Below are 21,493 nucleotides of genomic sequence, written 5' to 3'. Positions count from 1 at the left end.
TGCGTACACGACCTAGCGACTCCAGGTGACCGCCCCCAGCCCGGCTCCCTCCGTCGCCCCCTCCCGCCCTCCGGTCACCGCGATCGCGCCGCTCGTGTCCGTCCGCAGCACCTCCGCGCCCGCCGCGCGCAGCGCCATGACCGTGCGCGGCGACGGATGTCCGTACGGGTTGTCCTCGCCGCAGGAGATCAACGCCAGGCGGGGCGCTGTCCGGCGCAGGAACCCCGGGTCCTGGTACGCCGAACCGTGATGGGCGACCTTCAGCACATCCACAGCGGGTAGCGCCGCCACGGCCGACGTGCGCAACAGGGCTCGCTGAGCGGGTGGTTCGAGATCGCCGAGCAGGAGCAGGGTGAGGCCCTCGACGCGTACGAGGAGCGTGACACTGGCGTCGTTCGGTCCCTCCGGCTCCGGTGCCGGGCGCGGCTGGGGCCACAGCACCTGCCAGTCGAGCCCGCCCGCGCGCCGCCGCTCCCCCGCCACGGCCCGCGTCACCGGAACACCCCGCGCGGCCGCCCGCCCCCGCACGAACGCCACCTGTCCCGACGGCTCCTGAAACCCCGTCGTCTGAATCACCCCCACCGAACGCCCCCTCAGCACGCCCGGAAGCCCCGCCACATGATCCGCGTGGAAGTGCGTGAGCAGGACCAGCGGAACCCGCGTGATGCCGAGCGCCCGCAGGCACCGGTCCACCAGCACCGGGTCGGGCCCCGCGTCGACCACCACCCCCGCACCCGGCCCGGCCGCGAGCACCATCGCGTCCCCTTGGCCCACGTCGCACATCACCATGCGCCACTTCGGCGGCGGCCAGCCCGCGATCACCCGTGTGAGCGGCGGGGGTTGGACGATCACGACGAGAAGCAGCAGCGCGCAGGCCGCGCTCAGCCACGGGTGCCGCATGAGCCTGCGGCCCACCAGGACCACGACGACCGTGGCGACGGCGAGCAGCAGCGCGCCGCGCCAGCTGCCCGGCCAGTCCACCCCGCTCCCGGGCAGCGCCGCCCCCGCCCTTGCGATGCCCGCGATCCACTCGGTCGGCCAACTCGCTCCCCAGGCCAGCGCCTTGGCCACGGGCAGCGCCACCGGTGCCACCGCGAGCGCCGCGAACCCGAGCACCGTGGCGGGCGCGACCGCGAACTCCGCGAGGAGATTGCACGGCACCGCCACCAGACTCACCCGCGCCGCGAGCACAGCGACCACGGGTGCGCACACCGCCTGCGCGGACGCAGCCGCGGCCAGCGCCTCGGCGAGCCGCCCCGGAACTCCACGCCGTCGAAGTCCGGCGCTCCACCTCGGGGCGAGCGTGAGCAGCGCGCCCGTGGCGAGTACGGAGAGCAGGAACCCATAGCTCCGTGACAGCCACGGGTCGTACAGGACGAGCAACAGCACCGCGGTGGCCAGCGCCGGGATGAGCGACCTGCGCCGTCCGGTGGCAATGGCGAGCAGGACGATCAGACCGCACGCCGCCGCCCGCAGCACGCTCGGCTCCGGTCTGCACACGATGACGAACCCGAGCGTCAGTCCCCCGCCGAGCAGCGCGGTCGTCCGCAGCGGGATGCCCAGCCTCGGAGCCAGTCCGCGCCGTTCGGCACGGTGGGCCGTGCCGGGCGGGCCGACGAGCAGGGCCAGGACGATCGTGAGGTTGGCACCGCTCACGGCGAGCAGATGCGTGAGGTCCGTCGCCCGGAAGGCCTGCTCCAGGTCCGGCGGAACCCTGGAGGTGTCCCCGATCACCAGGCCCGGCACCAGCGCCCGGGCGTCGGACGACAGCCCGTCCGTCGCCTCCCGCAGCCCACCGCGCAGCTCTCCCGCGAGCCGCTGCGCCCCGGACGGCTCCCCGATCACAACCGGCGCCCGGTCTTCCGTCACCCGCAGCACCGCCGCGATCCGGTCGCTGTCCGGCAGTGGCGGCGCGAGTCCCGCCCGTACGCGCAGCCGGGTGGAGGGCAGCAGGCGGAGCCAGGGCGAGCTCTGGCTCCGGCCGGAGTCCCGCGCGTCCGGCGGTGGCCGCCCCGCTCCCTCCCCGCGCTGCCCTTCTTCGCCCTCCCCCTTCTCTCGGTCCTCCCGCACGATGATCAGGACCGGTGCCCGTGTCGTGCTCGTCGTGCCGTCGGTCTCCGTGACGCGGACGACTTCCGCGTTCAGCACGACGGACGGTGGCATGGTGTGGTCGCCGGTCACCCTGGGCCTGGTGCGGCGCGGGTCCGATGTCACCTCGACCTCGGCCGTCACCTTGGCGTACCGCCCGGCCAGCTCCGGGACCGGGCCGCGGTGCAGGTCGGCCCCGTGCAGTCCGGCGGCGGCCGCCGATGCCCCGGCGCAGAGCAGCACGGCGGCCACACTGACGCGCCCCCAAGCGCCGCCCGGCCACCACAGGCGCCCTCGTCCGCGGTCCGGTCGCCGGCGCCGCGTGGTCCATGTCACCAGGAGGACACCGGCCACGACCACACAGACCGCCACGGCGCCGACGACGAGACGGGGTGGAGCGTCCAGCGCGAGGGCCGCCGCGGCCCAGGCCGCCAGGGCGGGCGGCACCAGGCGCAGGTCCACGGGGCCTTCCTGCCGGGGGTCGGACGCGCCGCGTCGGTGGGGCGCATCCGCGTGAGTGTCCTCATGCCTTGCCGTGCGTCTTGCCGTGTGCGTGTCCGCCCTCCCGGTGTCTGCCGCCCGCCCGGTGTCCGTGGCCGCCCGCCCGGTGGCTGTGCCTGGGTGTGGCGTGGGTGTGTCCCTCCGGTTCATGGCTGTACGAGGTTCTGCAGATCGGCGAAGCGTCGGTCACCGATGCCGGTGACCTCGCGGAGCTCGTCCACCGAGCGGAATCCGCCGTGCTCCGTGCGGTAGTCGATGATGTGCTGCGCCAGGACCGGGCCGACTCCCGGCAAAGTGTCGAGCTGCTCGGCCGTGGCGGTGTTGAGCGCGACAGGTCCGGTGGTCGCCGCACCGGGCGCGCCGGTCGGGGCTGCCGCGGCGCCGCCCGCTACCGCTCCCGGCCCTGTCGGCGCGGGGCCGCCCACGACCACCTGTTCTCCGTCCACGAGGAGCCGGGCGCGGTTGAGGTCGTCCGTGTCCGTGCCGGGACGGACTCCGCCCGCCGCCCGCAGTGCGTCAGCCACCCGGGAACCGGCCGGCAACCGCTGCACGCCGGGACTGCGGACCTTGCCCCGCACGTCCACGACGACCCCGCCGCCTGCCGCACCGGCCGCGCCCGCGCCGCCACCACCCGCTCCGGCGCCGGCCTCACCTTCGGCACCCGCTGACAGCCCCGCGTCGGGCCCCGGCGGCGGCATGGACGGCCCCCTCTGCCGACCGGGCGCGGCCGCCTCGCCCACCACGTCCGGCGCACGGACCGGCTGGGTCCGCCCGGCCCAGAAGTGCTGCGCCGCGAACACGGCGGCGACGAGCAGCACCACGCTGAGCGCGAGAACGCTCCGCCGCTCCATGCCGCACCGCACCTGCAGCCAGACCGGCAGCCGCTCCCGCACCGCGAGCCCGGCCCGCGTCCGCCACGAGGGCGCCGCCTTCCGACGGGGAACATCCTCGCCGTCCGCCGGGCACGCCGTGTCCGACCCCGACCCCGACCCCGACGTCGACCCTGACCCTGACCCTGACTCCGGCCCCGGCCCCGGCTCCGGCACCGGCACCGGCACCGGCACCGGCACCGGCACCGGCACGGTCCCTTTGCCTACGCCCCGTGTCCCGCTTGCGCCATACGCCCCGGCCTCAACCGGCGCAGGTGCCCGCGCCTGCTCCGCGAAGAGTGCCTCCGCCCGCAGCCGCATCGCCTCCGCCGCCGCACGTCTGCGGCGGGCCCGCTTGCGCACGTGACGCTGCGTCATGCGGTCGCCGGAAGCATGGCTGTCCGAGGCGCCGTGGTCGCCGTCGGCGCGGACGTCGGACGCTCGGCGCGGCCGCGCCCGGCCGTCCGATCCCGGTGGCCGCCCCGGCCCGCTCGTCGCCGTACCCGTTACTCGTGAAGGTGCTCGAAGTCCCATGTCAGAAACGCTAGGCACCGCGGCGACAACTAGTTGATCTTGCTCAATTCCCGGGGATTACCCGGCAGTTGTGGATATCTCCGTCACCCACACGTGCGACAGCGTCACGCGCAACGCACCACCCCTCGCGCCGCACCGCGGGCGGCCTCGCCGCAGATCGCCTCGCGGCGAGAACCCGTCACCGAGGCGAAACCACAGCCCCCAGCAGCCCCGGCCCCGTATGCGCCCCGATCACCGCGCCGACCTCGCTGACATGCAGTTCGGCGAGCGCCGGAACGCGGTCCCTGAGCCGTTCCGCCAGTGCGGACGCCCGCTCGGGCGCCGCCAGGTGGTGTACCGCGATGTCGACGGTGTGCGCGCCGGCGCACTCGACCGCGATCTCCTCGAGCCGGGCGATCGCCTTCGATGCCGTGCGCACCTTTTCCAGGAGTTCGATGCGGCCGCCGTCCAGCTCGAGGAGCGGTTTCACGGCGAGTGCGGAGCCGAGGAGTGCCTGGGCGGCGCCGATCCGGCCGCCGCGGCGCAGATAGTCGAGGGTGTCGACGTAGAAGTACGCGGAGGTGCTCGCGGCCCTCTTCTCCGCGGCCGAGACCGCCTCGTCCACCGAGCCGCCCGACTCCGCCGCCTCCGCCGCAGCGAGGGCGCAGAAGCCGAGGGCCATCGCGACCATGCCGGTGTCCACGACGCGCACCGGCACCGGCGCCTCGCGGGCCGCGAGGACGGCCGCGTCGTACGTTCCTGAGAACTCGGCCGACAGGTGCAGCGAGACGATGCCTGTGGCGCCCGCCTCCGCGACCTTGCGGTAGGTCTGCGCGAAGACTTCGGGGCTGGGCCGTGACGTGGTCACGGACCGCCTCTTCTGCAGGGCGAGCGCGAGGGAGCGGGCGGAGATCTCGGTGCCCTCTTCGAGCGCCTGGTTGCCGAGCACCACGGTGAGTGGCACCGAGGTGATGCTGTGCCGCTCCATCGTCCGCTGCGGCAGGTAGGCCGTTGAATCGGTGACGATCGCGACATGGCGGGACATGAGCTGGAGATTACCCGCAGGAACCCCGGCGCGGCAGTCCGACCCCTTCACCCGGGCGACGGCGCCCGCACGGGGCCGTGCGGCTTCCGGTCGACGGCGCCGCGCACCGCCGTTGACGTCGGATGTCGTCGCCTCAGGTCGTGCTCTCGGGCTTGGTGTTCTTCTGCCAGGGGTACGTCGGCTTGGGCCCCGGAGGGGTGATCGCCGGTCGGGTCGGCTCCTGGGCCGCGGCGCTGTCGGGCGTGCTCTGCGCCCGGCCCGGACGCCCGGCCGGCGACGGGTCGGACCATGAGGTGGCTGAGGTAGCTGAGGTGGCTGAGGCCGCCGGGGTGCCGGAGGTGGTGGGCTGCCCGTCGGCCGGATCCGTCGCCCAGTGCCGCAGCGCGCCCGCCTCCATGTCGATCTGCGAGCGCAGGAGCTCGAGGTCGTCGTCCGCGAACTTGTGGGCCCGGTCGCGCGCCGCCCAGCGCAGCGAGTCCGCGGCCTTCGTGATCTGCTCCGTGCGCTCGCGGAGCGCGGGCAGGCGCTGGCTCAGGGTGATGCGGTCCGGCTCGCTCTCCAGGCGCTTGAGCTCGTCGTCCAACTCGTGGCCGTGGACGCTCAGGCGCTCGAAGAGCGCCAGGGACTCGTGCAGCGAGGGGTCCTCGGCGACGCCCGCGCGCAGCGCGTCCTGGGTGGCCCGCATGGAGGTGCGCAGCTTGAGCCGCAGCTGGGCCAGCTCGCCCACGGCGCCGGGTTGGGCGAGCGTCCGCGCTCGGAGCGTGGTGTCCTCCACCGTGCGGCGGGCCTGCGTGAGGGTGCGGTCCACGCCGCGCTTGGCGGCGCCGACGGCCTTGACCGCCGCGTACGCGCCGACTGCCAGGAACAGCACGAAGAGCAGCGCGACCACTGCGATCACGGCTTCCACGATGCTTCTCCTTCGGCCGGGCGGGTCGGTCGGTTGCGTCGGAGGCGGACGGGCCCGTCCGCCTCTCCACGGTAAACGCCGCGGGCCTGTCGAGGGTTCCAGCGGAACCCGGAACCTGCCCGTAGGGGACTACCCGGATACGCCGACCCGACGACCCGACGACCTGCTGGCCCGCCGACCCACCGCGCCCCCGCGCCCCCGCGCCCGGGCAACGCGCCCCGCACAACGCACTCCACCCGACAAACAGTTGACCGGCCGGCCCCCGAGCGGGGTCCGGCCGGTCACCCATCGGCCAAGGGGCGATCGCCCCTCACCGATGGGACCGCCTGGAAGGATCAGGCAGGAACGATGTTCACCAGCTTCGGCGCCCGCACGATGACCTTGCGGATGCCCGCGCCGCCCAGCGCGGCCACGACGCGCTCGTCGCCCAGGGCCACCTGCTCCAGGTCGGCGTCGGAGATCGACGGCGACACCTCCAGGCGCGCCTTGACCTTGCCCTTGATCTGCACGACGCAGGTCACGGTCTCGTCCACGACGTACGCCGGGTCGGCGACCGGGAAGTCCTCGTGGACGACCGAGCCGGTGTGGCCCAGGCGGCGCCACAGCTCCTCCGCGATGTGCGGGGCCAGCGGCGCGACCAGCAGGACCAGGCGTTCGGCGACGGAGCGCGGCACCGGGCCCGCGGCCTTGGTCAGGTGGTTGTTCAGCTCGGTGATCTTGGCGATGGCGGTGTTGAACCGCATGCCGTCCAGGTCCTGGCGCACGCCGTCGATCGCCTTGTGCAGCGCGCGCAGCGCGTCCTCGCCGGGCTCGGCGTCCACGACGGTGACCTCGCCGGTGGACTCGTCGACGATCAGTCGCCACAGGCGCTGCAGCAGCCGGTACTGGCCGACCACGGCACGGGTGTCCCACGGACGCGAGACGTCCAGGGGGCCCATCGCCATCTCGTACAGGCGCAGCGTGTCCGCGCCGTACTCCTCGCAGATCTCGTCCGGGGTGACCGCGTTCTTCAGGGACTTGCCCATCTTGCCCAGCTCGCGCTTGACCGGCTCGCCCTCGAAGAAGTACGCGCCGTCGCGCTCCTCGATCTCGGCGGCCGGGACGGGGAAGCCGCGGCTGTCGCGGTAGACGTAGGCCTGGATCATGCCCTGGTTGAACAGCTTGTGGAACGGCTCGGCCGACGAGGTGTGGCCCAGGTCGAACAGGACCTTCGACCAGAAGCGCGCGTACAGCAGGTGCAGCACGGCGTGCTCGGCGCCGCCGACGTACAGGTCGGCGCCGCCCGTGGGCTGGCCCTCGCGCGGGCCCATCCAGTAGCGCTCGATCTCCGGGGCGACCAGCTGCTGGTCGTTGTGCGGGTCCAGGTAGCGCAGCTCGTACCAGCAGGAGCCCGCCCAGTTGGGCATGGTGTTGGTCTCGCGGCGGTACTTCTTGGGTCCGTCGCCCAGGTCCAGCGTGACGTTGACCCAGTCCTCGTTGCGGGACAGCGGGGTCTCGGGCCGGGTGTCGGCGTCGTCCGGGTCGAAGGTGCGCGGCGAGTAGTCGTCGACCTCCGGCAGCTCCAGGGGCAGCATCGACTCGGGCAGCGCGCGGGCGACGCCGTCCTCGTCGTAGACGATCGGGAAGGGCTCGCCCCAGTAGCGCTGGCGGCTGAACAGCCAGTCGCGCAGGCGGAAGTTGACGGTGCCGTGGCCGATGCCCTCGCGCTCCAGCCACTCCGTGATGCGGGCCTTGGCCTCGACGACGACCAGGCCGTCCAGGGTGACCCTGTCGTTGGCCGAGTTCATGATCTTCGCCTCGTACGAGTCGAAGGAGTCGGCCCACGTCGACGGGTCGGTGCCGCGTTCGTCGGAGGGCTCGACCACGCAGCGCATCGGCAGCTCGAAGGCGCGCGCGAAGGCGAAGTCACGGCTGTCGTGCGCGGGCACGGCCATGATCGCGCCGGTGCCGTAGCCCATCAGGACGTAGTCGGCGATGAAGACCGGGACCTGCTCGCCGCTGACGGGGTTCGTCGCGTACGCGCCCGTGAAGACGCCGGTCTTCTCCTTGGCGTCGGCCTGGCGCTCCACGTCGGACTTGGCGGCGGCGAAGGCGCGGTACTTGGCGACGGCCTCGGCCGGGGTGGCGTGCCCGCCGGTCCACACCTCGTGGGTGCCCTCGGGCCAGGCCGCCGGGACGATGCTGTCGACCAGCTCGTGCTCGGGCGCCAGGACCATGTACGTGGCGCCGAACAGGGTGTCCTGACGGGTCGTGAAGATGGTGATCGCGTCGCCGTCGGAGCCGACGGGGAAGTCGACGCGGGCGCCTTCGGAGCGGCCGATCCAGTTGCGCTGCTGCAGCTTGATGGCCTCGGGCCAGTCCAGCGCGTCCAGGTCTTCCAGGAGGCGGTCGGCGTAGGCCGTGATGCGCATGTTCCACTGGCGCAGCTTGGACTTGAAGACGGGGAAGTTGCCGCGCTCGGAGCGGCCGTCGGCGGTGACCTCCTCGTTGGCCAGGACGGTGCCCAGGCCGGGGCACCAGTTGACGGGCGCGTCGGAGGCGTACGCCAGGCGGAAGCCGCTCAGGACGTCGGCGCGCTCCGTGGCGGTCAGGTCGTTCCACGCGCGCGTGGAGCCGGGTACGGCGCGCTCACCGCTCTCGAACTGGGCGACCAGGTCGGCGATCGGGCGGGCCTTGCGCAGCTCGTCGTCGTACCAGGAGTTGAAGATCTGCAGGAAGATCCACTGGGTCCACTTGTAGTAGTCCGGGTCGATCGTGGCGAACGAGCGGCGCTTGTCGTGGCCCAGGCCCAGGCGGCGCAGCTGGGCCTTCATGTTGACGATGTTGGCCTCGGTGGACACGCGCGGGTGGGTGCCCGTCTGCACCGCGTACTGCTCGGCGGGCAGGCCGAAGGCGTCGAAGCCCAGGGAGTGCAGGACGTTGTGGCCGGTCATGCGCTGGAAGCGCGCGAAGACGTCCGTGGCGATGTACCCCAGGGGGTGGCCGACGTGCAGGCCGGCACCGGAGGGGTACGGGAACATGTCCATGATGAACTTCTTGGGCCGCGCCGCCAGCTCCGCGTCCCCGGCGAGGTCGCCGCTCGGGTTCGGTGCTTCGTACGTGCCGTTCGCGTCCCAGAAGTCCTGCCAGCGCGCCTCGATCTCGGCCGCGACGACGGCCGTGTAGCGGTGCGGCGCGGCCGCCTCGGCGGCCGAAGGGGCGCCTCCCGCACCTTCAGCGGTGGCGGAGGAATTCGTCTCGCTCATGGTTTTCAAAGCTCCATCGATCGTCTCTGCCTGCGGAAACGGCCGTGTGGCCAAATAAAAATGCCCCTCGCACAGGAGGGGACGCCGCGCCGATTCCGACCGCGCTCACGGTGCGGTCGGGACTGATCAGCGCGGCCCGCTAAGCAGAAGGCGTACGGCACGCATGGCGTCAGAGTACCGCAGGGCTCCCGCACGGAGCGACGCGCTTTGTCCGGGTCCCGGCCGGACGCCTCACCGGACGCCTCACCGGAAGCGGAACCTCACCCTTGGCCAAGGATTACCCCGCGTACCGCCCACTATCGGGGCAACACCAAGATCGAGTCGCACTTTGATAACAACGCAATAACTCAAACCCCGTACCCACCGGTATGGGGGCGACTTAGCATGCGGCGACCGGACCACTTCGGAGTCGCCCCCATGAACCCTCTGAAACCGCACCGCAAGAGTCCCGAGAGCCCCTCCTTACCCGGCACCCCCTCGCTGCGCCCGTTCCGCGAGCCCAGCCGGGCGGCTCGCGGCCTGCTGACCACGGCCGCGCTCCTGCTGATACCCCTGGTCGTGTTCGCGGGCGGCGACGACTTCCGCGCCGCTCTCGACTACACCACCGGCGTCCTGTCGCTCGTCGCCCTGACCGCCTCCGTCGCCTGGGGCCTGGTCGCCTCGGACCGGCTCTTCCTGCGCTCACGGCAGCGCCTGCTCGCCCAGGCCGTGCACCGGGCCACCGCGGTGGCCTCCGTCGGCTTCCTGCTCCTGCACGGCACGGTCAAGCTCGCCCTGGACCACGTGTCCTTCGTGGGCGCCCTCGTGCCCTTCGGGCTCGGCCTCGCGGGCGGTGACGGCCTGATCGGCCTGGGCTCCCTCGCCGGGCTCCTCATGGTGACGACCAGCGTGACCGGCGCGCTGCGCAGCGCCTTCGCCTCGCCGGTCCAGGTCGCCTCGCGGTGGCGGGCCCTGCACATGCTGGCCTACCCCGCCTGGTGCGCGGCCCTCATCCACGGCCTGTACGCGGGCCGCCCGCCGAAGACCTGGGTGGTCGCCCTGTACTGCCTGTGCCTGGTCGCGGTCGCCGGTGCGGTGGCGCTGCGCACGGCTCCGGGCCCGGTCAAGCGCAAGGTGGCTGCGCGGATCTTCGCCCTCCTGGAGCCGGACGGCCGGGGCGCCCCCCGTGAACCCCGACGCCGCGGTGCCCCGACGCCGACCCGGGACACCTCGTCCGCCCCCCTGCCCGGCACCGGGTCCGGCCGCGGCAGCACCCCGCCCGACACGGCGCCCGTCGTCGGCATCGCCGCCGCCTACCGCGCGCTGGCCACGACGTCCGAGCGCGACGCCGCCGACCTGCCGCGCGACCTCCAGCCCACGGAGGTCCTGCCCACCATGACCCCGCGCTGGCCGACCCCGTCACCGCCCCCTCCCGTGGAAGCACCGGCGACCCCGTTCCCGTACGACTCCGTAGAGACCCCGCACCCCTCCGTAGAGACCCACTACGACGCACCGGAGACCCGGTACGGCTCCGCAGAGACCTCGTACGCCCCCGTCACGGCGCCCTGCGTCCCCGGAGTGGCCCGGTACGACACCCCGGCCGACGGCTACGACTCCGTGGACACCCAGCACGACTACGGAGACGCCCGGTACAGCCCCACGGACACCGGCTCGCACGACACCGGCCCGCAGCCCGCCTACCACCCGCCCGCGTACGAACCGCTCCACGAGCCCCCGTACGAACCCCGGCGGGAGGCCCATCACGAACCGCTGCGGGACCCCGCCCACGACGACGGCCCCGCCACCCAGCAGCTACCCGGCCCGTTCCAGGCGCCCAGCACCGGTGAACCCTGGAACGCGGCCACCGGAGGAGGCAAGTGAACGCGGCACTGCCCGACGTCCCCGAAGTCCGCGTGGTCGGACTTCCGCTCCTGACCTCGGGCTTCGACCTGGTTCAGCGGCTCGACCTCGCCATGCACCTGAAGGTGCACGGCCCGCTCGAACCCATGGCGGGCGAGCACCTCGCCACGCTCGCCGAGCAGATCTCGCTGCGCGGGCGCGGCGGCGCGGGCTTCCCGTTCGCCAGGAAGCTGCGGGCCGTCGCCGAGGCCGCGATCCGCCGGGGCGTGCGTCCCGTGGTCGTCGTCAACGGCAGCGAGGACGAGCCCGCCTGCCGCAAGGACACCGTCCTGATCAACCGCGCCCCGCACCTCATCCTGGACGGCGCCCTCCTCGCCGCCGAGGCGCTCGGCGCCCGCACCCTCGTCATCGGTGTGACCCGTGACTCCACGGAGGCATCGATGCGGTCGGCGCTCGCCGAGCGGGGTCTGAGCGACCGGCGCCGGTCGTCCCTGCGCGCGCGGGTGCAGCGCAATCCCGTGCGCATGGTGACCGGTGAGTCCTCCGCGCTCGTGCGCTCGGCGGACGGCGGCCCGCCGCTGCCTCCGGGGCGCAAGGTCCGCACCGCCGACTCCGGGGTGGGCGGCGCCCCCACGCTCCTGTCGAACGCGGAGACGTTCGCGCAGCTCGCCGTCGCCGCCCGCAGCGGAGCGGACCGCTACCGGCGCACCGGCATGCGCGACGAGCCGGGCACCGTCCTGCTGACCCTCTCCGGAGCCGTCGCCCGCCCCATGGTCATCGAGGTCCCAACGGGCGTGCCCCTCCGGTACGTTCTGCAGCTCGCCGGCGCTCCCCCGCTGCCCCAGGGCGTCCTCACGGGCGGCTATCACGGCCGGTGGCTCGACCCGGTCACCGCACACGACGCGGTCGTCTCACGCGCCGCCCTGGAGGCCTGCGGGGGCGCCCTCGGCGCGGGCGCGGTCCTGCCCCTCGGCCCCGGGACGTGCCCCCTGGGCGAGTCCCTGCGCGTGGCGAACTGGCTCGCGGCCGAGAGCGCGGGCCAGTGCGGCCCCTGCTACCTGGGGCTGCCCGCTGCCGCGCGCGGGCTCGCGGACGTCCTGGACGGCGGCGGCCCGACCGCCCTGGAGGCGCTGCGCGAGGTGACGCACGCCGTGAAGCGGCGCGGCGCGTGCAAGCACCCGGACGGCTCGGCGGCGTTCCTGGAGTCCACGATCGGGGCGTTCACGGACGACCTGGCCGCGCACGTCCTGGGAGACGGCTGCGGGCGCCCCGTGGAGGGCGTGCTGCCGCTGCAGGAGGAGGGCCCGCAGGGCGAGGCCCCGAGCGGCCGCAGGCTGGCCGTCGACTGGACGCTGTGCCAGGGCCACGGCCTGTGCGCGGACATCGTCCCGGAGCTGATCCGCCTGGGCCCCGACGGCTTCCCCGCGGTCGCGGAGGCCGCGGTGCCGCGCTACTCGGAGGCGCGCGCCCAGCGCGCCGTGCGCCGCTGTCCGGCGCTCGCCCTGCGCATCGAGGAGGATCCGGGAGCGGCACCCGCGGCGGCGGCACCGCTGCCGACGCTGCCCCGGGGCCGCGGGCGCCGGGCGCTCGGCAGCGGGCGGCAGTAAGCACCGGGGCGCAGGGCCCACAGGAGGGCGGGATGCAAGAGAGCGGGCCACCCGGATCGGGTGGCCCGCTCTCATCTGCTGTGGAGCTAAGGAGAATTGAACTCCTGACCTCTTGCATGCCATGCAAGCGCTCTACCAACTGAGCTATAGCCCCTTGCTTGTCCGCCCGGTTTCCCCGGCGGCTCCGCCAACATTACACGGTCCCCCCGGTGCTCCACCAAATCGATTCCGGTCCGCCCCGGTGAGGGGTGACCGGGGCGCTACTGTCTGCCCCCGTGACCGTGCTCGTGTCCACCGTCGCCCGCCGCCGCGTTCCCCTGGCCGCCGGGGTCTGCCTGCTCTCCTTCGCGGCCTTCTGCGCCGCCCAGCGCGCGGCGGACGTCTCGATGATCGACCTGATGGTCTACCGGGCGGAGGGCGAGGCCGTGCGCGCGGGCGGCGATCTGTACGCGCTGCGCGCCACCGAGGCCGAGCTGCCCATGACGTACCCGCCGTTCGCCGCGCTGCTCTTCACTCCGCTGACACTGCTGGGCACGGCGGACATGCGGATCCTCGCGACGGCAGTCAACCTGCTCCTGCTCGTCGTCTTCGTGCGCCTGTGCCTGCGCCTGGCCGACGAGCGGGGGCACGCGCGCGTGGAGCGGCCGGGGCACGCGCGCGTGGAGACCGCCCTGTGGGCGTCCGCGTCGGCCGTGTGGGCGGAGCCGGTGTGGACGACGCTGCGCTACGGACAGATCAATCTGCTCCTTGCCGTCCTGGTCCTGTGGGATCTGACCCGGCGCCCGGGCCACCGGTGGGCGGGCGTGGGCATCGGGGTCGCGGCGGCGATCAAGCTCACGCCCGCGCTGTTCGCGGTGTTCCTGCTGCTCGTCGGCGTCGTGGAGGCCGTGCGACGGGGTGCGTGGCGGCCCGCCGTGCGGCACGCGGGCACGGCCGCCGCCGCGTTCCTCGGGGCGACGCTGCTGGCCGCCGCCGTGCTGCCGTACGACTCCTGGCGCTTCTGGACCCGTGTGGTCTTCGCGGCGGACCGGGTCGGGCGGGCGGAGAACACCGCGAACCAGTCGCTGCGCGGGATCCTCGCCCGGCTGCTGCACACCGGCGATCCGGGGCTGTGGTGGGTGGCTGTCGCGGCGGTGGCGTGCGCGGCCGGTCTGGGGGTCGCGGTGGCCGTCGCGGTGCGCGGGGAGCGGGCCTGGGGCGCGGCCGCCTGTGCGGCGACCGCGCTGCTCGTCAGTCCGGTGTCGTGGTCGCACCACTGGGTGTGGTGTGTGCCGATGGCGCTGCTGCTGTGGACGGGCGCGCTGCGCCGGGGCGGCCGGGCGTGGTGGGCGGCGGCGATCGGCCTCTCCGTAGTGTTCTGTTCGTACGCCCTGTGGTGGGTTCCGCACGGCACGGGGCGGCCCGAACTCGCCCAGGACTTTGGCCAGATGACGCTGTCGGCGCTCTATCCGCTGGCCGCTCTCGGCTTCCTCGCCGTCGCCGCGGCCACGGTCCTCACACCCCCGGCGGCCACTGCCCCCGCGCCACCGACGACCGCTGCCCTCGCGCCGCCGGGGGCCGCCGTGCCGCGCCCGCGCGCGGGGCTCACGCCGTGGCGAACGAATAGAAGCGCTTGAGGGTGCAGTGCTCGTCGAGCAGGCGGCCGTAGATCGGCTCCCCTTCGAGCTCGCGGTACGTCTCGATGGGGTCGCCCTTTATGATCAGCGCCCGCGCGCACTCCTCGCACCAGTACTGGTAGTCCGGGTTGACCGGTTCCATGTCGCGGACGATCGGCGTACCGCTGCCGCACCAGTCGCATTTCCGCCTGTGTGCACCCATCGATCAGCTCCAGCTGTGGCCGCAGGCCGTGCACACGTAACTGACGCCGCCGTTGTCACCGAGGACTTGGGCGACGTGGGACGAGCCGCAAGAGGGACAGTGGAGGAGCGTGGCGTCGCCGGACCGTATGTCGGCCCCTTCGAGGAGGCGGTCGGCCTCCTCGATGATGCTCGCAGGCATCACGCTCTCCCTCCCGTCGGGTCACCGTCGGCGCATTGGTGCAGTCCCCTTCCGGCCCACCGAATTCTGCCACGACCACGGCGAGCCGGTCAGCGACGCATACGTACCAGTCCGGACACGGCCCCCAGGGCGGCGGCTCCCGCGAGCGCGTAGGAGCACACCAGGAGCGCGTCCGCCGATGAATACGCCCCAGGGGCCCCGTTCGACTCAAGGTGACCGAGGAAGAGCGCGCCGAAGACGGCGACGCCCGTCAGCTGTCCGAGCTGGGTGACGGTGGCGAGGACACCGCTGGCGTCCGCCGCGTCCTCGGGGCGGACCGTCGCAAGGGCGCGGGTCAGCGTGGGGCTGAATCCGAGCGAGAGCCCGGTGCCCCCGACGACCAGGGCGACGTACAGCCACGCGCCGCCGTCCCCGCCGTCCCGCAGCAGCAGGCCGAGGCTCAGCATCGACGCCGCAGCAAGCGCGAACCCGCCGGGAATCAGCGCCTGTTGGAGCGCGGCCGGCCACCTCCGCCAGGTCAGACCGATCACTCCGAAGAGCAGCGCGGACGGCGCGAACGTCAGCCCCGCGCGCAGCGCGCTGTAGCCGAGGCCGCCCTGTACGTGCAGGGTGAGGACGAACAGGAAGCCTGAGTTGACCGCCATCACCGCGGCGAGGCGGAACACGGCGAGGCCCATGCCGGGGACGCGCAGGACCCGCGGCGAGATCAGCGGCGCGCCGCCGCGCCCCGCCAGGCGCGTCTCGTACGCGCAGAACAGGCCGAAGAGCACGGCGGCGGCGCCGAGCGAGAGCCAGGTCCACAGCGGCCAGCCCTTCTGCTCACCGAGCACCAGGGGCACGGTGAACAGCGTGACGGCCGCGCCGAGCAGCACGAGGCCCGGCAGGTCGAGGCCGCGGGCCCGCCCCGGCGCGTGCCGCTCGTCACGCGGCAGCACGCGGGCGGCGAGGGCGAGGAGGGCCACGCCGACGGGCACGTTGACGAGGAACACCGGGCGCCAGCCGGTGCCGAACAGGTCGGCGCTGACCAGGACGCCGCCGAGCACCTGGCCCGCGGCGGCGCCGGTCGCGAGCACCGCCGAGTACGCGCCGAGCGCCTTCACGCGGCCCTCGCCGGTGAAGGTGCGCTGGATGATGCTGAGCACCTGTGGGATCAGGACGGCGGAGCCCGCGCCCTGCGCGAGCCGGAAGGCGATCAGCTGGCCGGTGCTCTGGCTCAGCCCGCAGGCGAGCGACGCCGCGGTGAACACGGCGAGGCCCACGAGGTAGACGCGGCGGTGCCCGAGCCGCTCGCCGAGGCGGGCGCCGGTGATGAGGAGGACGGCGTACGTGATGGTGTAGCCCGCGATCACCAGCTGCAGACCGGCGCCGGACGCGTCGAGGTCGACGCGGATCGTGGGCGCCGCGACGTTGACGATGAACACGTCGAGCAGCGCCATGAACTGGGCGGCGAGCACGATCGCGAGCACGCGGCCCGGGCGGTTGTCAGTGGCAGGGTCTTTACTGGTTGCGGGAGTTGGGGCGGGGACGGGCGTGGGTGGGCTGGTGGTCGTCATGCAGGCGAGCGTGCCGACCGCTCGGTACAGGTAGTGAGAGCCCGCTGATGCTGGTACTGGCAGCACCTGGCACGGACAGGGCCGGGCGATGACGATGGGGGACGTGACGACGATGGATACGACGAGCAGGGTGAGCCCGGCCGCCACGGGGGCTCTCAAGGGGGCTCTCAAGGGCACTCTCGACGGGGTGGGGCCGTCGGCGGCGCCCGCGGGCGCCCGGCGGCGCTCTGAGCTGGCCGCGTTCCTGCGCAGCCGCCGCGCCCGCATCACCCCGGCCGACGTGGGCATGCCACCGGGCCCGCGGCGCCGCACCCCCGGCCTGCGCCGCGAGGAGGTCGCCCAGCTCTCCGGCGTCGGCATCACGTGGTACACGTGGCTGGAGCAGGGCCGCCCCATCAACGCGTCGGCGCAGGTCCTGGACGCCGTCGCGCGCACGCTGCGCCTGGACAAGGCGGAGTGCGACCATCTGTACGACCTCGCGGAGGTGGCGCCCGCGCCACGGCACGAGGAGGCGGTGGAGACGGTCGGCCCGGAGATCCAGGGCATCATCGACGCCCTGGACCCGCACCCGGCGGTGGTCTACAACACGCGGTACGACATCCTCGCGACGAACGCGGCCTACCGGGACCTCTTCGCGGTCCCGCAGATAGAGGCGATCGGCGTGGCGAACGTGCTGTGGTCGCTGTTCGTCGTGCCCGAGCGCTACTGCCCGCTGGTCTTCCGGGACTCGGAGCTGCCGGTGATGGTCGCGACGCTGCGCGGGGCGTACGGGCGGCATGTGGGCGAGCCCGCGTGGGAGGACTTCATACGGGCGCTGTCCGTGGCGAGCCCGCAGTTCGCCCTGCTGTGGGCGAGCGGCGACGTGGTGCCGCCGGGGCCGCGCGTGAAGACGTTCCGGCACAACGCGGTCGGTGAGCTGCGGATGACGTCGGTGTCGCTGTCGATCAACGGCATGCCGGAGTGCCGGATCGTGGCGTACACGGCGGAGGACGAGGAGACGCGCCGGCGCATGGCCCGCATACGCGAGCTGCGGCGCGGCTGACGAAGGCACGGGCACGGAACGCGGGCGGCGGACCCGGTCGGCGAAGGCGGGCAACGCAAAGGTCCCGCCCCCTTGCGGGGACGGGACCTGATTGTGGAGCTAAGGAGAATTGAACTCCTGACCTCTTGCATGCCATGCAAGCGCTCTACCAACTGAGCTATAGCCCCTTGTGTTCCTCGTGTTCTTCCCGCCCGGCGGGGCGAACAAGAAGAACTTTAGCCTGCGACCTGCCGAAACGCGAAATCCGGGTCCCGGACCTGGTCAGTGGCGCCCACGGGCCAGTCGTCCTAGTCGTCGTCGCCGAGCACCGGCTCGGGCAGCGTGCCCGCGTTGTGCTCCAGGAGGCGCCAGCCGCGGGCGCCCTGGCCGAGGACGGACCAGCAGCAGTTGGAGAGCCCGCCGAGGCTCTCCCAGTGGTGCGCCTCCAGGCCGAGCAGACGGCCGATGGTCGTGCGGATCGTGCCGCCGTGGCTGGCCACGACCAGCGTGCCCTCGTCCGGCAGCTTCTCGGCGTGCCGCAGCACGATCGGGGCGGCACGGTCGGCGACCTCGGTCTCCAGCTCACCGCCGCCGCGCCGCACCGGCTCGCCGCGCTTCCACGCGGCGTACTGCTCGCCGTAGCGCCCGATGATCTCCTCGTGCGTGAGGCCCTGCCAGTCACCGGCGTAGGTCTCGCGCAGGCCCTCGTCGTGCGTGACGTCGAGGCCCGTGACGGCGGCGAGCTCGGCGGCGGTGGCCGCGGCGCGCTTGAGGTCGGACGCGATGATCGCGTCCGGCTTCAGGGACGCGAGCAGCCGGGCGGCGCGCCGCGCCTGCGCGACGCCCGCCTCGGTCAGCTCGATGTCCGTGGAGCCCTGGAAGCGGCGCTCCAGGTTCCAGGCGGTCTGGCCGTGCCGCCAGAGGATGATGCGGCAGCCGCGGCTGCTCACCGCAGCTCACCACCCAGCTCGCGCAGCTCCTCGGCCTCCTCCGCGGCCTGCTGCAGCTTCGCGTGCTCCGCGGCCTTGCCGCGGGTGGCCTTCGCGTCGGCGGGCAGCTCGATCTCGGGGCAGTCCTTCCACAGCCGCTCGAGGGCGTAGAAGACGCGCTCCTCGCTGTGCTGGACGTGGACGACGATGTCGACGTAGTCGAGGAGGATCCAGCGGGCGTCGCGGTCGCCCTCGCGGCGCACCGGCTTGGCGCCGAGCTCCTTGCTGAGGCGCTCCTCGATCTCGTCGACGATCGACTTGACCTGGCGGTCGTTGGGCGCGGAGGCGAGCAGGAAGGCGTCCGTGATCGACAGCACGTCGCTGACGTCGTACGCGATGATGTCGTGCGCGAGCTTGTCGGCGGCCGCCTGGGCGGCGACGGTGATGAGCTCGGTGGAGCGGTCCGTGGCGGTCACTAGAGAGCTTTCCTTCAGACGGGCAATACCCGACAAGGGTCTCACGGACCACCGGCCACTCCCCAGACGATTATTCGATCACCGATTACTCGATCACCGATGCGGCCGTCACCGATGAGGCGGTCACCGACGAAGCCGTCGGCCCGCCCCGGCCCTCACCCCTTCTTGTAGTCCTGTCCGAGGACCACCGACACGTCGGCGTTCGACGCCGCCTTGCCCTTGCTGACCGCGCTCGCGGGCAGGCCGAGGGTCTTGGCGACCTCCTGCGCCTCCTTCTTCTTCGCCGCGTCGGCGTACGTGACCTGCGACGACGTGGCCGCGCTCGTGGCGCCGGAGTCGACGAAGGTGTAGCCGCCGTTGACCAGGGCGATGCGGGCGCTCTCCGTCGCCGCCTTGCCGCCGGTCGCGTTCTTCACGCCGACCCGGACGGCCGCGCCCTGCTCGGGGCTCTTCACGACGCCGCCGAGCACGTCCTTGACCACGCTGGTGGAGGCCTTCTCGGTGAGCGTGCCGTCCTGCTGCACCGGGAGCAGCGCGGTGGCGTAGTCGCCGCCCTTGGCGCGGTCGGCGAGCTTGGCGAGGAAGGCGCCGAGGTCCTTCTCCTTCAGGGACGGGTCGAGGATCTGCGCGAGCGACTGCACGGTGACCGTCGCGGCCTGCGGGTCCGACGACAGCTTGCGCAGGACGCCCTGCATGACCTGCCCGAACCGGGTGAGCTGCGCGGTCTCGGCCTCGCCGGGCGCGCGGTACGTGGCGTACGCGACGGCCATCGGCCCGCTCAGGGTCTGCTGCTCGCCCTTCTTGACCAGCGGTGCCTCGCCCTTGCGCTTCGCCTTGGGGTCGGGCACGTCGGCGTTGGTGTCGATGTCGATGTTGCCGACGAGTTCGACGAGGTTGTTGAGGTAGGGGGTGTCGAGGCGCCAGGTGCCGCCGACGTGCGTGCCGAGCAGCGTGTCCAACTCCTCACGCGTGCCGGTGGAGCCGTCGTCGTCGACGGACTTGCCGAGTGTGGTCGTGGTGCCGTCGTCGCCGGTCAGGGCGAGGGAGTTGGGCAACAGGACGGTGGTGCCGCGCTTGGTGGTGGTGTTGTTCACGAGCAGCGCGGTGGAGGTGCCGCCGCCCTTGGTGTTGTGCAGATGGACGGCGATCACGTCGCGCTTCTGCGGGCCCGCCGCGGCCGCGCCGCCGGACTCGTCGTCCGAGCCGCCGAACGTGCCCGTGGCCCACAGATAGCCGACGCCGCCCACGACGACGAGCGCGAGCACGACGACGAGCGCGACGACCCGCGAGCGGCCGCGCCGCTTGGCCTCCTCGCGCCGCTCGGTACGGCTCTCGGTGAACTTCAGCCAGTCGATGACGTCTTCGGAGTCCTCGTCCGGCTCCTCGATGAAGGAGAACTGCGCGGTGTGGTACTCGCGCTGCGCCGCGGATTCCCCTTCGGAGGCGGGCTGTTGGTGCTGCTGCTGGGGCTGCTGGCTCTGCTGAGACTGCTGAAGCTGCTGAGACTGCTGGTGTCGCTGAGGCGGCTGCGGCGGCTGTTCCGGGTGCTGCGACGGCTGTTCCAGCGGCTGTTGCGGCGGCTGTTGCTGCTGCGGGATCCAGCCGGTCTGCTCCACGCTCTGGCCGGGCTGGCCGGCGTGGCCGGGCTGGCCGCTCTGGTACGCGGCGCCGGCGCCGTACGTCTCGTACGTCCCCGCGTACGGGTCGTAGCCGTACCCCTGGGGCTGCTGCTGCGCCGCGTACGTGTCGTACGCGGGCGGCGGTGCCTGGTGCGGCACCTGCTGGTACACCGGCTGCCCGTACTCGTCGTAGCCGACGACTTCGTACTGGATGGCCGCCTGCTCCGCCGCGCCAGCCGCGTACTCGCCCGCATACGGGTCGTACTGTCGGTCGTTCACCGGTGCCCCTCTCGGCTCAGTCGCCGCGGTACAGCTCGCGCTTGTCGATATAACGCACCACACCGTCCGGCACCAGGTACCACACGGGGTCCCCCTTCGCGACCCGCGCGCGGCAGTCCGTGGACGAGATCGCGAGGGCCGGGACCTCCACCAGCGAGACGCCGCCCTCGGGCAGACCGGGGTCCGTCAGGGTGTGGCCGGGCCGGGTGACGCCGATGAAGTGGGCCAGCGAGAACAGCTCTTCGGTGTCCCGCCAGGTGAGGATCTGGCCGAGCGCGTCGGCGCCCGTGATGAAGAAGAGGTCCGTGTCGGGGTTGAGGCGGCGCAGATCGCGCAGGGTGTCCGTGGTGTACGTGGGTCCGCCGCGGTCGATGTCGATGCGGCTCACCGAGAACTGCGGGTTCTCGGCGGTCGCGATGACCGTCATCAGATAGCGGTCCTCGGCGGGCGAGACATGCTTGTCGCTCTTCTGCCAAGGGTTCCCGGCCGGTACGAACACGACCTCGTCGAGGTGGAACTGGGCGGCGACCTCGCTGGCCGCCACCAGGTGTCCGTGGTGGATCGGGTCAAACGTTCCACCCATGACGCCCAGGCGGCGCTTGGCCGTGCTCTCCGGGCCTGTGCCGGGTGCGCTCAGCGGGCCGGTAGGCATGTCCTGCTCTCCCATGCGTGCAGACACTACCGGCCCGGCAGACGCGCCAGGTTTTCAGCCGTCCGGGTCAGCGGTCCGGGCTCGGCGGTCCGGGTTCAGCGGTCGCGGTTGAAGCGCGTGGTGATCCACAGCAGCAGGAGCAGCACGACGAACGCGCCGCCGCCGGTGAGGTAGGGGCTGATGCTCTCGTGCTGGTCGGTGTGCTCGCCGCCTTCGGAGGCAAGGGTGACCAGCTGGGCGGCGGTGCTGTGGAGGCTCATCGTCAGCAGGACCTATCCGGTGTGGGATCGGGATAAAGACTTGGGGCCATCGTAAGCGGCGGGTTCGGAGGGGGGCACGCCGCCCTGCCGGG

General features: G+C 73.0%; 17 protein-coding genes and 2 tRNA genes. 4 read left to right on the top strand and 15 right to left on the bottom strand.

What is annotated here, in order from left to right:
• Positions 1-12: 12 nt before the first annotated feature.
• The 5 genes from ACFWZ5_RS22555 to leuS all read right to left on the bottom strand — a co-directional run bounded on the left by ACFWZ5_RS22555 (position 13) and on the right by leuS (position 9,168).
• Positions 13-2,739 carry a ComEC/Rec2 family competence protein gene (locus ACFWZ5_RS22555; protein WP_384800285.1) on the bottom strand — a complete coding sequence of 909 codons (2,727 nt, stop codon included), beginning with the start codon at positions 2,737-2,739 and terminating at the stop codon, positions 13-15.
• The gene (locus ACFWZ5_RS22550; protein ID WP_384800282.1) at positions 2,736-3,440 is read right to left on the bottom strand and encodes a helix-hairpin-helix domain-containing protein; all 705 of its coding nucleotides are present in this window, start codon (positions 3,438-3,440) and stop codon (positions 2,736-2,738) included. Before ACFWZ5_RS22550 ends, ACFWZ5_RS22555 begins: the two co-directional genes overlap by 4 nt.
• A gap of 730 nt (positions 3,441-4,170) precedes the next feature.
• Positions 4,171-5,016 carry a DegV family protein gene (locus tag ACFWZ5_RS22545; protein WP_384800279.1) on the bottom strand — a complete coding sequence of 282 codons (846 nt, stop codon included), beginning with the start codon at positions 5,014-5,016 and terminating at the stop codon, positions 4,171-4,173.
• A gap of 133 nt (positions 5,017-5,149) precedes the next feature.
• A complete protein-coding gene (locus ACFWZ5_RS22540; RefSeq protein WP_384800276.1) occupies positions 5,150-5,923 on the bottom strand; it encodes a hypothetical protein in 774 nt (257 codons plus the stop codon).
• Positions 5,924-6,258: 335 nt separating this feature from the next.
• Complete coding sequence (gene leuS / locus ACFWZ5_RS22535; RefSeq protein ID WP_384800273.1) at positions 6,259-9,168, bottom strand: leucine--tRNA ligase; 2,910 nt, start codon at positions 9,166-9,168, stop codon at positions 6,259-6,261.
• A gap of 417 nt (positions 9,169-9,585) precedes the next feature.
• On the opposite strand from leuS, the gene ACFWZ5_RS22530 reads away from it, so the two are divergent.
• Together ACFWZ5_RS22530 and ACFWZ5_RS22525 are read left to right on the top strand one after the other, a co-directional pair.
• Positions 9,586-11,028 (top strand): cytochrome b/b6 domain-containing protein, encoded by a 1,443-nt coding sequence (locus tag ACFWZ5_RS22530; RefSeq protein ID WP_384800270.1) that lies wholly within the window; start codon positions 9,586-9,588, stop codon positions 11,026-11,028.
• On the top strand, positions 11,025-12,614 hold the full coding sequence (locus ACFWZ5_RS22525) for a ferredoxin (protein ID WP_384800267.1): 1,590 nt from the start codon (positions 11,025-11,027) through the stop codon (positions 12,612-12,614). The genes ACFWZ5_RS22530 and ACFWZ5_RS22525 overlap by 4 nt, the downstream gene beginning before the upstream one ends.
• Positions 12,615-12,695: 81 nt before the next feature.
• On the opposite strand, the gene ACFWZ5_RS22520 is transcribed toward ACFWZ5_RS22525, so the two are convergent.
• Positions 12,696-12,768: transfer RNA gene (locus ACFWZ5_RS22520), tRNA-Ala, on the bottom strand.
• A gap of 121 nt (positions 12,769-12,889) precedes the next feature.
• Between ACFWZ5_RS22520 and ACFWZ5_RS22515 the strand changes: the two genes are divergently transcribed.
• A complete protein-coding gene (locus ACFWZ5_RS22515; RefSeq protein ID WP_384800561.1) occupies positions 12,890-14,230 on the top strand; it encodes a glycosyltransferase 87 family protein in 1,341 nt (446 codons plus the stop codon).
• On the opposite strand, the gene ACFWZ5_RS22510 is transcribed toward ACFWZ5_RS22515, so the two are convergent.
• The 3 genes from ACFWZ5_RS22510 to ACFWZ5_RS22500 all read right to left on the bottom strand — a co-directional run bounded on the left by ACFWZ5_RS22510 (position 14,199) and on the right by ACFWZ5_RS22500 (position 16,165).
• Positions 14,199-14,432 carry a hypothetical protein gene (locus tag ACFWZ5_RS22510; RefSeq protein ID WP_016643127.1) on the bottom strand — a complete coding sequence of 78 codons (234 nt, stop codon included), beginning with the start codon at positions 14,430-14,432 and terminating at the stop codon, positions 14,199-14,201. The genes ACFWZ5_RS22515 and ACFWZ5_RS22510 overlap by 32 nt on opposite strands.
• Before the next feature lie 3 nt (positions 14,433-14,435).
• The gene (locus tag ACFWZ5_RS22505; protein WP_384800564.1) at positions 14,436-14,612 is read right to left on the bottom strand and encodes a hypothetical protein; all 177 of its coding nucleotides are present in this window, start codon (positions 14,610-14,612) and stop codon (positions 14,436-14,438) included.
• An 89-nt stretch (positions 14,613-14,701) separates the two neighbouring features.
• On the bottom strand, positions 14,702-16,165 hold the full coding sequence (locus ACFWZ5_RS22500; protein ID WP_384800567.1) for an MFS transporter: 1,464 nt from the start codon (positions 16,163-16,165) through the stop codon (positions 14,702-14,704).
• Positions 16,166-16,277: 112 nt separating this feature from the next.
• On the opposite strand from ACFWZ5_RS22500, the gene ACFWZ5_RS22495 reads away from it, so the two are divergent.
• Positions 16,278-17,207, top strand: coding sequence for a helix-turn-helix transcriptional regulator (locus ACFWZ5_RS22495; protein WP_384800606.1), 930 nt, complete (start codon positions 16,278-16,280; stop codon positions 17,205-17,207).
• Positions 17,208-17,301: 94 nt separating this feature from the next.
• On the opposite strand, the gene ACFWZ5_RS22490 is transcribed toward ACFWZ5_RS22495, so the two are convergent.
• The 6 genes from ACFWZ5_RS22490 to ACFWZ5_RS22465 all read right to left on the bottom strand — a co-directional run bounded on the left by ACFWZ5_RS22490 (position 17,302) and on the right by ACFWZ5_RS22465 (position 21,401).
• Positions 17,302-17,374: transfer RNA gene (locus ACFWZ5_RS22490), tRNA-Ala, on the bottom strand.
• A gap of 120 nt (positions 17,375-17,494) precedes the next feature.
• Positions 17,495-18,136, bottom strand: coding sequence for a histidine phosphatase family protein (locus tag ACFWZ5_RS22485; protein ID WP_384800570.1), 642 nt, complete (start codon positions 18,134-18,136; stop codon positions 17,495-17,497).
• Complete coding sequence (rsfS, locus tag ACFWZ5_RS22480) at positions 18,133-18,591, bottom strand: ribosome silencing factor (RefSeq protein WP_384800573.1); 459 nt, start codon at positions 18,589-18,591, stop codon at positions 18,133-18,135. Before rsfS ends, ACFWZ5_RS22485 begins: the two co-directional genes overlap by 4 nt.
• A gap of 155 nt (positions 18,592-18,746) precedes the next feature.
• Positions 18,747-20,489 (bottom strand): LCP family protein, encoded by a 1,743-nt coding sequence (locus ACFWZ5_RS22475; protein ID WP_384800576.1) that lies wholly within the window; start codon positions 20,487-20,489, stop codon positions 18,747-18,749.
• A 16-nt stretch (positions 20,490-20,505) separates the two neighbouring features.
• Complete coding sequence (gene nadD, locus ACFWZ5_RS22470; protein WP_384800578.1) at positions 20,506-21,156, bottom strand: nicotinate-nucleotide adenylyltransferase; 651 nt, start codon at positions 21,154-21,156, stop codon at positions 20,506-20,508.
• A gap of 80 nt (positions 21,157-21,236) precedes the next feature.
• Positions 21,237-21,401 (bottom strand): hypothetical protein, encoded by a 165-nt coding sequence (locus ACFWZ5_RS22465; RefSeq protein ID WP_384800581.1) that lies wholly within the window; start codon positions 21,399-21,401, stop codon positions 21,237-21,239.
• Between the last annotated feature and the right edge of the window lie 92 nt (positions 21,402-21,493).

The sequence above is a fragment of the Streptomyces sp. NPDC059003 genome (genome assembly GCF_042740445.1).
Classification (GTDB): domain Bacteria; phylum Actinomycetota; class Actinomycetes; order Streptomycetales; family Streptomycetaceae; genus Streptomyces.
This window is presented reverse-complemented; position numbering and strand designations above follow the sequence as displayed.